Annotated in this window: 9 protein-coding genes; 1 reads left to right on the forward strand and 8 read right to left on the reverse strand. The window is 74.7% G+C overall.

Annotation, left to right across the window (positions count from 1 at the left end; all coding sequences use genetic code 11):
• Positions 1-54: 54 nt before the first annotated feature.
• Positions 55-1,743: a CocE/NonD family hydrolase gene (locus tag GCU60_RS05010; protein WP_163202804.1), complete on the forward strand. Its 1,689-nt coding sequence runs from the start codon at positions 55-57 to the stop codon at positions 1,741-1,743.
• Between the two features lie 18 nt (positions 1,744-1,761).
• Here GCU60_RS05010 and GCU60_RS21485 read toward each other — a convergent pair whose 3' ends face one another.
• The 8 genes from GCU60_RS21485 to GCU60_RS05050 all read right to left on the reverse strand — a co-directional run bounded on the left by GCU60_RS21485 (position 1,762) and on the right by GCU60_RS05050 (position 11,595).
• Entirely contained in the window at positions 1,762-2,832 is a 1,071-nt protein-coding gene (locus tag GCU60_RS21485; RefSeq protein WP_345770399.1) for a transglycosylase family protein, read from the reverse strand.
• 95 nt (positions 2,833-2,927) lie between these two features.
• Complete coding sequence (locus GCU60_RS05020) at positions 2,928-3,884, reverse strand: VWA domain-containing protein (RefSeq protein WP_163202805.1); 957 nt, start codon at positions 3,882-3,884, stop codon at positions 2,928-2,930.
• A complete protein-coding gene (locus GCU60_RS05025) occupies positions 3,881-4,915 on the reverse strand; it encodes a DUF58 domain-containing protein (RefSeq protein ID WP_345770400.1) in 1,035 nt (344 codons plus the stop codon). Before GCU60_RS05025 ends, GCU60_RS05020 begins: the two co-directional genes overlap by 4 nt.
• Positions 4,912-6,189 carry an AAA family ATPase gene (locus GCU60_RS05030; protein ID WP_163202806.1) on the reverse strand — a complete coding sequence of 426 codons (1,278 nt, stop codon included), beginning with the start codon at positions 6,187-6,189 and terminating at the stop codon, positions 4,912-4,914. Before GCU60_RS05030 ends, GCU60_RS05025 begins: the two co-directional genes overlap by 4 nt.
• Before the next feature lie 357 nt (positions 6,190-6,546).
• On the reverse strand, positions 6,547-7,905 hold the full coding sequence (locus GCU60_RS20115; protein WP_345770401.1) for a C40 family peptidase: 1,359 nt from the start codon (positions 7,903-7,905) through the stop codon (positions 6,547-6,549).
• Positions 7,906-8,099: 194 nt separating this feature from the next.
• A complete protein-coding gene (locus GCU60_RS05040) occupies positions 8,100-9,635 on the reverse strand; it encodes a long-chain-fatty-acid--CoA ligase (protein WP_163202807.1) in 1,536 nt (511 codons plus the stop codon).
• 188 nt (positions 9,636-9,823) lie between these two features.
• Positions 9,824-10,585: a Sir2 family NAD-dependent protein deacetylase gene (locus tag GCU60_RS05045; RefSeq protein WP_163202808.1), complete on the reverse strand. Its 762-nt coding sequence runs from the start codon at positions 10,583-10,585 to the stop codon at positions 9,824-9,826.
• The gene (locus GCU60_RS05050; RefSeq protein WP_163202809.1) at positions 10,582-11,595 is read right to left on the reverse strand and encodes a phosphatase PAP2 family protein; all 1,014 of its coding nucleotides are present in this window, start codon (positions 11,593-11,595) and stop codon (positions 10,582-10,584) included. The genes GCU60_RS05045 and GCU60_RS05050 overlap by 4 nt, the downstream gene beginning before the upstream one ends.
• Between the last annotated feature and the right edge of the window lie 183 nt (positions 11,596-11,778).

An 11,778-nucleotide genomic window follows, 5' to 3' on the forward strand; every position in this document is an offset into this window, starting at 1 on the left:
GCCGACCCCGGCCACCCGGCCGGCAGCCGCCGGGAGCCCGACCCGAGGAGATCCGTGCACCCCACCGACGTCGACCTGCTCTTCCGCGCACCGCGCAGCACCCCGGAGTCCCGGGCGGGCCGCCCGCCGGAGTACCGCCGGGAGCACCGGCCCGGCATGGTGATCGAGCGCGACATCGCCGTCCGGGTCGGCGGATCCGGGGAGCACGTCTACGTCGACGTGTACCGGCCGGACACCGACGTCCCCGCCGCTCCGCTGGTGAGCTGGTCGCCGTACGGCAAGCACAACCCCGCGCCGATCGGCGTCATCTACCCCGCCAGCGGGGTGCAGCCCGAGCACACCGGCGAGCTGACGACGTTCGAGGCACCCGACCCGGAGTACTGGGTGCCGCACGGCTACGCCATCGTGCTGGCCGACATCCCGGGCACCTGGTACTCCGAGGGCCGGGCCACGTACTGCTCGCCGCAGGAGGCCCGGGCGTTCGCCGACCTCATCGAGTGGGCCGGCACCCAGCCGTGGAGCGCCGGCAAGGTGGGGCTGTCCGGCGTCTCCTACCTGACGGTGTCCCAGTGGCGCGTCGCGGAGCTGAACCCGCCGCACCTGGCGGCCATCAACCCGTGGGAGGGCTGGAGCGACACCTACCGCGAGGTCGCCCGGCACGGCGGCATCCCGGAGACCTCGTTCTGGCCCTACATCTGGGAGCGCTGGGGGGCCAGCGCGACCGAGATCGAGGACCTCGAGGCCGAGACGGCGGCGCACCCGTTCTACGACTCGTTCTGGGAGTCCAAGAGCGCCCGGCTCGAGGAGATCCGGGTGCCGGCGTTCGTGGTGGCCAGCTGGGCCGACCAGGGCCTGCACACCCGCGGCACCCTGGAGGGCTTCCGGCGCATCTCGTCGGCGCAGAAGTGGCTGGACGTCCACGGCCGCAAGAAGTGGGCCTACTACTACGAGCCCGAGCAGGTGGAGCGGCAGCGGGCCTTCTTCGACCACTTCCTGCTGGGCCGGGACACCGGCATCGAGAGCTGGCCGCGAGTGCGCGCCGAGGTCCGGACCGGCTTCGACCGGGGTGTCCACCGGACGGCGGAGCAGTGGCCGCTGGAGGACGTCGAGTACCGCACGCTCCACCTGCGCGCCGGGGACGCCTCGATGGGCTGGGATCCCGCACAGGACGAGGAGGTCGCGGAGTACGACGGCCTGGGCAGCGGCCTGGGACCCCGCCGGGCCACCTTCGAAATGCGGTTCGACGAGCCGGTCGACCTGGTCGGGCACATCACGGCGCAGCTGCACGTGTCGACGTCGGCGGGCGAGGACATGGACGTCTTCGTCGCCCTGTTCAAGCTCGACGCCGAGGGCCGGCAGGTCGGGTTCCCCTACTACGCGCAGTTCGAGGACGGGCCCGTCGCCGTCGGCTGGCAGCGCGCCTCCCGCCGCGAGCGCGACGAGGAACGGTCGACCCCCTACCTGCCGGTGCTCGCCCACCGCCGGGACCTGCCCATGACCCCCGACGAGGTCGTCCACCTGGACATCGAGGTGTGGCCGTCCGGCACCCGGTTCGAGGCGGGCGAGCGCCTGCTGCTCGTGGTGCAGGGCAGCGACGTCCTGCGCTATCCGGAGCCGCTCACCTATGCCCGGCACGAGGACGCCGTGAACCGCGGCACGCACCGGGTGCACACCGGCGGCCGGTACGACTCCTCCCTGCTGGTGCCGGTCCTCCCCGCCGCGGGAGGTTCCGGCTCCGCCTGAGCCGGCGCCGGCCGGCGCTCAGAGGTTCCGGCCGCAGGTCGGCCAGGCGCCGCGGCCCTGCACCGCGAGCACCCGTTCCGCGACGGCGATCTGCTGCTCCCGCGTCGCCAGGTCGGCCCGGGGAGCGAACTCGGCGCCGCCGAACCCGGTCCACGTGGACGCCGAGAACTGCAGGCCGCCGTAGTAGCCGTTCCCGGTGTTGATGCTCCAGTTGCCGCCGGACTCGCACCGCGCGACGGCGTCCCAGTCGTTGCCCGCGCCGGGGAGCGGGACCACCGGCGCCGGCCGCGGCACGGCAGGGCCCGGTACGGCGGGAGCCGGCACGGCAGGGGCCGGGGCGGCGGGCGCGGGCCTCGGCTCCTGCTCGGCCGCCTGCCGGCGCTGCTCCTCGACCACCGCCTCCCGCGCCTGCTCCAGCTGGACCTGCAGCGCGGCCTGCCGCGTCTCGACCTCGGTCACCGTCCGCCGGGCGTCGGCCTCGGCCTGCCGGGCGGCAGCGAGGGCGACGGCGGCCTGCTCCTCGAGCACCGCGGCCCCGGCCAGGGCGGTGGCCGCCTCGGCCTCGGAGTCGGTCGCCTCCCGCTGCCGGACGGCGAACTCCTCGACGACCTCCGACCGCGCCTGGCCGGCGGCGTCGAGCAGCGCCGCCCGCTCCAGCATCTGCGCCGGTCCACCGGAGGTCACCAGCGCCCGCAGCCGCGGCGACGTACTGCCGAGCATGTAGCTGCTGCGGGCGAAGGCCACCAGGCCCACGCGCGCCGCGTCCAACTCGGTGCGCGCGGCCGTGGCAGCGGCGCGGGCGGTCACCGCGGCTGCCCGCGCCCCCTCGACCGACGCCCGCTCCCCCTCGTACCTGCCCACGGCGGCCGCGGCATCGGCCACCGCCGCGTCCAACACCGCCTGCGCCGCGCCCGCCTGCGTCAGGAGGTCGGTGACCTGGGCGGCGGCCGCGGCCTCGTCGTCGGCCGGCGCCGCCGCGGCAGTTCCCGGGGCGACGCCCAGCCCGACGGCCGCGACGACCGCGAGGACAGCGATCCGCCCTCCGGACCGGCGGGGGCCCGTCCGACCTCGACCCACGACCTGTCGCACGCGTCCGCCTCTCCTCGTCCGTCGTTCCCTTGGAAGTTGCATCGACCGGATGGGCCGGCGGCTCGAGCCGCCGGCGCCCGCACTCCGGTCGGGCCTCAGACCAGCCGGTTGGTCCAGAACAGGCTGAGGACCGCACCGACCAGCACCACGAGGACGCCGGCCCGCACGAACCAGGGGCTGATGTCCTGCGGCTCGGTGGTGTACCCGATCTGGCTGCCGAGGTCGGCGTAGACCTGCTCGAGCTCGGCGGCGCTGGCCGCCTCGCTGAAGCTGCCGCCGGTCTCGTCGGCGATCTGCTCCAGCGCCGCCCGGTCCACCGGCACCGGCACGTTCTCGCCGTCGATGTCGAGCGTGCCGTAGTCGGTGCCGAACGCGATGGTCGAGACGGGGACGCCGGCCGAACGGGCCGCGTCGATGGCCTGGGTCAGGTCCCGCCCGACGGTGTTCGACCCGTCGGAGAGCAGCACGATGCGGGCCGGCGGCAGCTCCTCGCCGTTGCCCTCCAGCGCCGTCTGGAAGTTCTCGATCGCCGAGAGGGAGGTGAACACCGCCTCGCCGATCGCCGTCGCCTCGGCCAGGTCGAGGTTCTGGATCGCCAGGGCGACCTGCGCCCGGTCGGTCGTCGGCGGGACCACCGTGGTCGCGGTGCCGGCGAAGGACACCAGCCCCAGGTTGATCCGCTCCGGGAGGATGTCCACGAAGTCGGTGGCCGACCGCTTCATGACCTGGAACCGGGTGGGCTCGACGTCGCGGGCCTCCATGGACAGCGACACGTCGACGGCCATCACCACGGTCGCCTTCTCCCGGGGCACCCGGACCTCGGTGCTCGGCACGGCGAGCGACACGACCAGCGTGGCCAGACCGAGCGCCACCACACCGAAGGCGAGGTGGCGCTTCCAGCCGGGCCGCTTGGGCACCAGCGAGCCGAGCAGCGCGACGTTGGTGAACCGCGCCGCGTACGCCTTGCGGCGCAGCTGCAGCAGCACGTAGACCGCGACCAGCGCGGCGACCACCAGCAGGGCCAGCAGCCACCACGGGGACTGGAAGGTCATCGGGAAGCCCCTCCGTTGCCGGCACGCCGGCGTTCAGCGACGAATCGGACGACGTCCATGAGCCAGTCGCGGTCGGTGCGCAGCTGCAGGTGCCCGGCACCGGCCCGGCGGATGGCGGCGGCCACGCGCTCGCGCTGGGCGGCCGCACCCGCGGCGTACCGGGCGCGGAACTCCGCGTTGCCGGTGGGCACCTCGAGGGTCTGCCCGCTCTCCGGGTCCACCACGGTGAGCAGCCCGACGTCGGGCAGCTCCAGCTCCCGCGGGTCCAGCACCTCGACGGCGAGCAGGTCGTGCCGCGCCCCGAGACCGCGCAGCGGGCGCTCCCAGTCGCTGTCGCCCAGGAAGTCGGAGATGACGACGACGAGCCCGCGCCGGCGGGGCGGACGACGCAGCGCTTCGAGGGCCTGCGCCAGGTCACCGCGGCGGCCGCTGGCCGCCCGCGGCGTGGCCACCACCGAGCGCAGCAGCCGCTCGGCGTTCAGCCGGCCCGGGCGCGCCGGGTGGCGGTCGACCCGCTCCCCCGTCGTGACGACGGCGCCCAGCCGGTTGCCGCCGTGCACGGTGAGGTGCCCGACGGCGGCCAGCCCGGCGATGGCCAGGTCGCGCTTCTGGCAGTTCGCGGTGCCGAAGTCCAGGCTCGCCGACAGGTCGACGACCGCCCAGGTCTCCAGCTCCCGGTCGGCGATGGTCTCCCGCACGTGCGGCACCTGGGTGCGGGCGGTGACCGGCCAGTCCATCCGCCGGACGTCGTCGCCCGGGTGGTAGGTCCGGGAGTCCCCCGCCTCGCTGCCCGATCCGGGCACCAGACCGAGGTGGTCGCCCTGGAGGAGTCCGTCGAGCCGACGGCGGACGGTCAGCTCCAGCCGGCGGAGCAGCACGTCGGCCGGCCCGTCGGTGAAGCGCGGCGGGGCGCCGTCGCCGTCGCCGTCCCCGCCGTCGACCCCCGAGCCCGGCGTCGCCGGGTGCAGCAGCAGGCCGGGGTGCTCGGGTGCGTCCGGGAGCGTCTCCTCCCGCCGACGGCGGAGGATCACGCCGGCTGCGATCCCGGCGTCGCCCCGTTGCCGTGGCCCTGGGACCCGGCCGCGGTGGAGCCGCCGGGGCCACCGTTGCCCTGCGGGCCGGGGCCGCCGCCGTTGCCCTGCGGGCCGGGGCCGTAGCCACCGGGACCGCCCGGCTGCTGCGGTCCGCCCCAGGGAGCGCCGTTGGGGACGCCCTGCGGCGGGCCGTAGAAGGGGCCGGGGCCCGCCGGCACCGACGGCCCGCCGTGCCCGCCGGGGGCGTTGCCGGTCGCCTGCTGCCGCGGGGCGACCTGCGGCAGCGGCACGGTCTGCACGATCCGCTTCACGATGTGGTCGGCCGGGACGCCGTCGGCCAGGGCGTCGTAGGAGAGCACCAGCCGGTGACGGAGCACGTCGGCGGTGACGTCGAGGACGTCCTGCGGGAGCACGTAGTCACGGCCGCGCACCAGCGCCAGGGCCCGGGAGGCGGCGATCAGGCCGAGCGAGGCACGCGGGCTGGCGCCGTAGGAGACCCAGTTGGCGACGTCCTCCATGCCGTGCTCCCGCGGCGAGCGGGTGGCCACGACCAGCCGGACGACGTAGTCGACCAGGGCGTGGTGCACGAACACCTGCGAGGCGGTCCGCTGCAGCCGGCGCAGCTCGTCGGGGCCCAGCACCGTCTCGGCGACCGGCGGCTCGGAGCCCATCCGGTAGATGATCTCCCGCTCCTCCTCGGCGCTCGGGTAGTCGACGAGCACCTTCATGAGGAAGCGGTCGCGCTGGGCCTCGGGCAGCGGGTACACGCCCTCGGACTCGATCGGGTTCTGGGTGGCCAGCACGAGGAAGGGGTCGGGCAGCTTGTGCGTGACGCCACCGATGGACACCTGGCGCTCGGCCATGACCTCCAGCAGCGCCGACTGCACCTTGGCCGGGGCGCGGTTGATCTCGTCGGTCAGCACGAAGTTCGCGAACACCGGACCCAGCTCGGTGTCGAAGGCGTCCTGCCCGGCCTTGTAGATGCGGGTACCGATGATGTCGGCCGGCACCAGGTCAGGGGTGAACTGCAGGCGCGCGAAGTTCCCGCCCACGACCCTCGCCAGCGTCTCCACGGCGAGGGTCTTGGCCACACCCGGCACGCCCTCGAGCAGCACGTGGCCTCGGGCCAGGAGGGCGACCAGCATCCGCTCGACCAGCCGGTCCTGGCCGACGATGACCCGCTTGATCTCGAAGAGCACGCGCTCCAGCCGAGCGGCGTCGACCGACGGCGGCACGGGTGCCGACGGGTTCTCCAGTGGCGTGGTGGTCACGCGATCCCCTCGCCGACGCTCGTCGTCGGGATCCCCGACGGTGCGGTCCTGTTCGGCTCGCGCGCAAGCTCGCTCACGGGGCTCCCTGGTCGTGCCGGGCCGCGGCCCGCGGGTACGAGCGGGCCGTCGACGGGGCGGTGTCGTCCCGACCCCACGACCAGTGTCCTACACGTTGCCCGGGTGGTGGCTGCCGTCGGTGCAGCGACGCGGCACGTCGTCCGGCGGGTCGCGGAGAACCGCTGCGACCCCTGCCCCGAGGGCGTCGGGACTGCTAGTCTGGGCGGCGCGTCGGGCAGCTCCCCCCGTGGCTGCCCGACGCCTCACACTCCCGGCGCCCCTCCGGCGCCGCCCGGCCGCTCAGGCCGATGGCCGGACCGCTCCGAAGTAGGTGGAGCTCGAGGTCCGCGCCGGCGAGATCGTCACGTGCTTCCCGCGGTCCGGGGCCTCGATCATCTGCCCGTTGCCGATGTAGATCGCCACGTGGGTGATCGACATGTAGTCGTACCGGTCGCTGCCCCAGAACAGCAGGTCACCGGGCTGCAGGTTGCCCACGCCCACCTGCTTGGTGCGGTTGAGCCACCACTGGTCGCGGCTGGTCCCGCCGATGGAGATGCCGGCGCGGGCGTAGGCGTACTGGGTCAGGCCGGAGCAGTCGAAGCCGAACACCTGGGTGTCGGGGGCGATGCCGTAGCCGGGGCCGTTGCTCCCGCCGCCGCCCCACGAGTAGGCGACGCCGATCTGCGAGCGGGCGGCCGCGATGGCGGTCTGCGCAGCCGAGACCGACGGTGCACCGGCCTCGCCACCGATGGGGACCGGACGCGGGCGCGACGGCGTGGGCGTCGGGGACGGCGTGGGTGCCGGCGCGGGCGACGGCCCCGGGGCCGGGGCGGACGCCGACGGGCGGGTGGTCGCGGCCTGCCGTGCCGCGGCCTGCCGGGCGGCCTCCTGCTGAGCGGCGGCCCGGGCGCCCTCCAGGCCGCTGAGCACCTGCTGCGCCTGCGCGAGCTCGCCCTGCAGGGCGTCCTCCTGGGCGTCGATCGCGTCGGCCTGGGCGCGGGCGGAGACCTCCTGCGTCTGGGCGCTGTCCAGCAGCACGGCGGCCTGCGCCTGGAGCTCACCGGCCGCGGAGAGCGACTGCGTGGCGACCTGCTCGGCGTCCTTGGCCTGCACCTCGAGCACGGTCAGCTGGGCGACGACGTCGACCCGGTGCGTGCCGGCGGCGTCGAGCAGCGCCGCGCGCTCGATGAGCTCGCCCGGTCCCTCAGCGCTCAGCAGCGCAGTCATGCCCGGGGCGGTGGTGCCCTGCATGTAGCTGTCCCGCGCGAAGGCGGCCACGTCGTCGCGTCCGCCCCGCAGCTCGGTCTCGGCGTGCGCGGCCGCGGCGGCAGCGGCGTCGGCGGCGACCCGCGCCGTCTCGTAGGCCCCCTGCTTGTCCTCGTAGTCCTGCAGCGCGATGAGCGCCGCCTGGTGCGCGGCGTCGGCGTCGGCCCTGGCCCGCGCCAGCTGCGCGGTGATCTCCCCGACGCGCGCGGCGGCGTCGGTACGCGCCTGCTGGGCATCGGAGAGCTGGGAGTCGCTGGGGTTCCGCGGGGCGGCCGCAGCAACCCCCGGCACGGCTCCGAGGAGGAGGACGCCGGCGACCCCGATCCCGACCCCGCGGGCCGCCCAGCGGACACCTGCGCGGACCGTTCCGAACCGTGCGACCTGCTCGCTCACGAACCTGACTCCTCCGTTGGCCGATACGACCCCGGAGGGCGTGCCGGTCGGCGACTGGTGTCGTGCACCCGTCGGGTGCACCAGTCCCGGATCGACCAGATCGGGTGAGGAGCGGAGGGGTCGGCGACGTCGTCTCCCCCCGAGGGGGGAGATGACACGGACGGGCTACGAGGCCCGCGCCGGGGAGCGCGGCGTCAGTTCACCTGGCGCTCCGAGCCGGACCAGAAGTCCTGCCGGAGCTTGAACTTCTGGATCTTGCCGGTGGCGGTGCGGGCCAGCTCGTCGCGGAACTCGACCCGCTTGGGCGCCTTGTAGCCGGCGATCCGCGCCTTGCAGTGGGCGATGATGTCGGCCTCGGTGGCCTGCTCCCCCTCGGCGAGCACGACGATCGCCGTCACCAGCTCGCCCCACTTCTCGTCGGGGACGCCGATGACCGCGACCTCGGCGACCGCCGGGTGGCTGAAGACGACGTCCTCCACCTCGATCGAGGAGACGTTCTCCCCACCGGTGATGATCACGTCCTTCTTGCGGTCGGAGATGGTCAGGTAGCCGTCCTGGTCCAGCGAACCGCCGTCGCCGGTGTGGAACCAGTCGTCCGCCAGCGCCTCCGCCGAGGCGTCGGGGTTCTCCCAGTAGCCGGCCAGCACGGTGTTGCTCCGCGCCAGCACCTCGCCGGACTCGCTGATCTGCAGCCGGGTGCCCAGGGACGGGACACCGGCGCGCGACAGCGACCGCGCCCGCTCCTCCGGCTCCAGCCCGTCGGTCTCCGCGCGCGGACGGTTGATCGTCAGCAGCGGGGCGGTCTCGGTCAGGCCGTAGATCTGGTTGAACTCCCACCCGAGCTCGGCCTCGACCCGGGCGATGGTCCGCGACGGCGGCGGTGCGCCGGCGACGATGATCCGCACCCGGTCGCGTCCGGGGATCTCGCCGTCCCAGTCGGCGGCGGCGTCCAGGACGGCGTTCCAGACCGCCGGCGCCCCGGCCATGACCGTGACGCCGTGCTGGTCGACGCGGCGGAGGATCTCGGCGCCGTCGATCTTGCGGATCACCACCTGGCGGGCGCCCACCCCGGCCATCGCGTAGGGCAGTCCCCAGCCGTTGCAGTGGAACATCGGCAGCGTGTGCATGTAGACGTCGCGGTCGGAGATCTGCATGTGCATGCCGAAGGTGACCGCGTTGACCCAGATGTTGCGGTGGGTCATCTGCACGCCCTTGGGCCGCGCCGTCGTCCCGCTCGTGTAGTTGATGGTGGCGGTGGCGTCCTCGTCCGGTTCCGCCCACGGCCGCGGCTCGGTGTCGTGGCGCAGCAGCTGCTCGTACTCCTCCCCCGTGCCGAACCGGTGCTCGGCGCGCACGCCCTTGAGCGACGTCTCCAGCTCCGGGTCGACCAGCAGGACCCGGGCGCCGGAGTGCCCGACGATGTAGGTGACCTCCTCCGGCGAGAGCCGGAAGTTGATCGGCACGGCCACCCGGCCCGAGGACGGCACGGACAGCAGCAGCTCCAGCAGGCGGGCGGAGTTGTGGCTGACGATCGCCACCCGCTCCCCCTCGCCGATGCCCAGCTCGTCCAGCCCGGCCTGCAGGGCGCGACCGCGCCGGGCCACCTCGCGGTAGGAGACCTCGCCCAGCGACGGGGCGGGCTGGGTCGGCTCGTCGACGACGCCGACCCGGTCGCCGTAGACCAGTTCGGCCCGGTCCAGGAAGTCGCGGGAGGTCAGAGGCACGCGCATGCCGGCTCCTCGAGGCGGGGCCGGTCGGGCCGGCCGTCGACGTGGTCGCCGTCACGCTATCGGCCACCGACGACGCCGACGACCCGGTCCACCCGGCCCTCCCGGAATGATCAGGAGACCTGATCGTTCCGGGTCCTGGCTCGGCACCGATGGTGAGCCAGGACCCGGAACGGCGAGCCAGGACGCGGTCAGGCGGGGGCGGCGAGCAGCGGCGGGAGCGCCGTCCCGATGGGCTCGGTGACGACCAGGTCGGCGACGTCGTCGTACGGCGTCGGCTCGGCGTTGACGACGACGACGCGGGCCCCGTGCCGGGCGGCGAGGTCGACCAGCCCGGCCGCCGGGTGCACGGTCAGCGACGTCCCGACGGCGAGGAACACGTCGCAGTCCGCCGCGGCGTCGACGGCGGCCTCGATGACCGCCGGGTCCAGCATCTGCCCGAAGCTGATGGTGGCCGACTTCAGCATGCCGCCGCAGACGAGGCAGGCCGGATCGGGCTCACCCGCGGCGACCCGGGCCAAGGCATCGTCCATGGACGTGCGGTCCCCGCAGCCCAGGCACTCGACCTCGTGGACGGTGCCGTGGATCTCCAGCACCCGTTCCGGGGTCGACCCCGCGGCCTGGTGCAGCCCGTCGACGTTCTGGGTGATCAGCGTGCGCAGCCGCCCCTGCCGCTCGAGGCCGACCAGCGCGTCGTGACCGGCGTTGGGGCGGATGTCGAGCGCGCCCATGTCGCGGCGCATGAGCCATGCCCGGCGCCGGATGTCGGGGTCGGCCACGTAGTAGGACAGCGTCACGAGCTTCTCGGCGTCCGGGTCGCGCGTCCAGACGCCGTTGGGCCCGCGGTAGTCGGGGATGCCGCTGTCGGTGGAGATGCCCGCGCCGGTGAGCACGGTGATGCGCGCGGCCGCGCTGAGCCAGTCGGGCAGGGGGTCGGGGACGGCGCCGGTCACGCCCGCCACGGTAGGGCGGGCAGGCGCAGGGCCGCCCCCTGGAGCACCCGGCGCCCGGCGCGCTCCATCGACGGCATGAGGAGCACGACGCCGACGGCGTAGGCGGCCCCGAGGAGGGTGTCGACGACGTAGTGCTCGCCGCCCCAGACCAGGACGAACGGCATCGTGACGGCGTAGGCCACGAGCACCGCCCGCTGCCACCACCACCGCGCCATCGGCAGCAGCACCGCGCACATGAGCACGGCGAACGCGGTGTGCAGCGACGGCACCGCAGCCACGAGGTTCACCTGGCCCTGGCCGTGGTCGAGCAGCACGCCGGCCTTCGGCAGCCCCAGCACCGACCAGCCGGAGCTGGTGATCCGGGCGACCGGCTCGATGACCCCCTCCTTGGCGGCCAGCCAGGGCGGCGCCGCGGGGTAGAGCACGTAGGTGGTCAGGCCGGCGACCGACAGCGCCACGACCAGCCGGGCGCACCGCGCCCAGCGTTCACGGTTGCGCACCCACAGCACGGCCAGCACGACCGGGGTCACGACGAAGTGGCTGCTGTAGACCAGCGTCGCGAGCGCCTTCCACCAGTCGGCCTGCACCTGCTCCTGCAGCCAGACCGTGGGCAGCACGCCGCCGCCGAACCACCGGTCGGCGTCGGCCAGCTCCTGGACGGCGACCGGCATGCCGAGACCGTCGGCCAGTCCACGGCTGGCGTCGTAGGCGAGCAGGGCGGCGACCAGCGGCAGCCAGTCGGCCAGCAGGCGCCCGACCCGCCGGGCCCCCTGCGTGGCGGCGTGCACGCCGAGGCCGCCGATGACCCAGCCGAGCAGCACGACGCGGTCGGTGGGCAGCCCGCGGACGGCGCAGGTGGCGGCGAACGCCACGGCGAGCCCCACCCACAGCACGACGGGCAGCCACGCGGGGCCGACCCGCCGGCCCGGCTCCGCAGCGGGACGGAGGGCCCGGGCCACGGCGGGAGGAGCCGGGGCCACGAGGGGTGCCGGTGAGTCGACCACGGTCATGGCGCCGGACGGTAACGGTGCGTACCGCCCGGTGGGGAGGCTGCGCCCCGGCTCGCCGCCGATTCGCACGCAGGAGTGACAGCTGCGCCCGCACGGACGGATGGGACGCCCTGGACCGGACCCCCTCGCAGCGTTTCGCGAGCCGTGACACAGGTCACCGGGTGAGGGAAGGGTCGCCTGACC

Origin of the sequence: Blastococcus saxobsidens (genome assembly GCF_010682065.1) — a bacterium.
In the GTDB taxonomy this organism is placed as follows: Bacteria; Actinomycetota; Actinomycetes; order Mycobacteriales; family Geodermatophilaceae; genus Blastococcus; species Blastococcus saxobsidens_B.

What these genes read in the sequence shown, in the direction of transcription:
- GCU60_RS05050 (WP_163202809.1), bottom strand. Translation starts at nt 11,595, where the DNA reads ATGACCGTGGTCGACTCACCGGCACCCCTCGTGGCCCCGGCTCCTCCC.
- GCU60_RS05040 (WP_163202807.1), bottom strand. Translation starts at nt 9,635, where the DNA reads ATGCGCGTGCCTCTGACCTCCCGCGACTTCCTGGACCGGGCCGAACTG.
- GCU60_RS05020 (WP_163202805.1), bottom strand. Translation starts at nt 3,884, where the DNA reads ATGACCTTCCAGTCCCCGTGGTGGCTGCTGGCCCTGCTGGTGGTCGCC.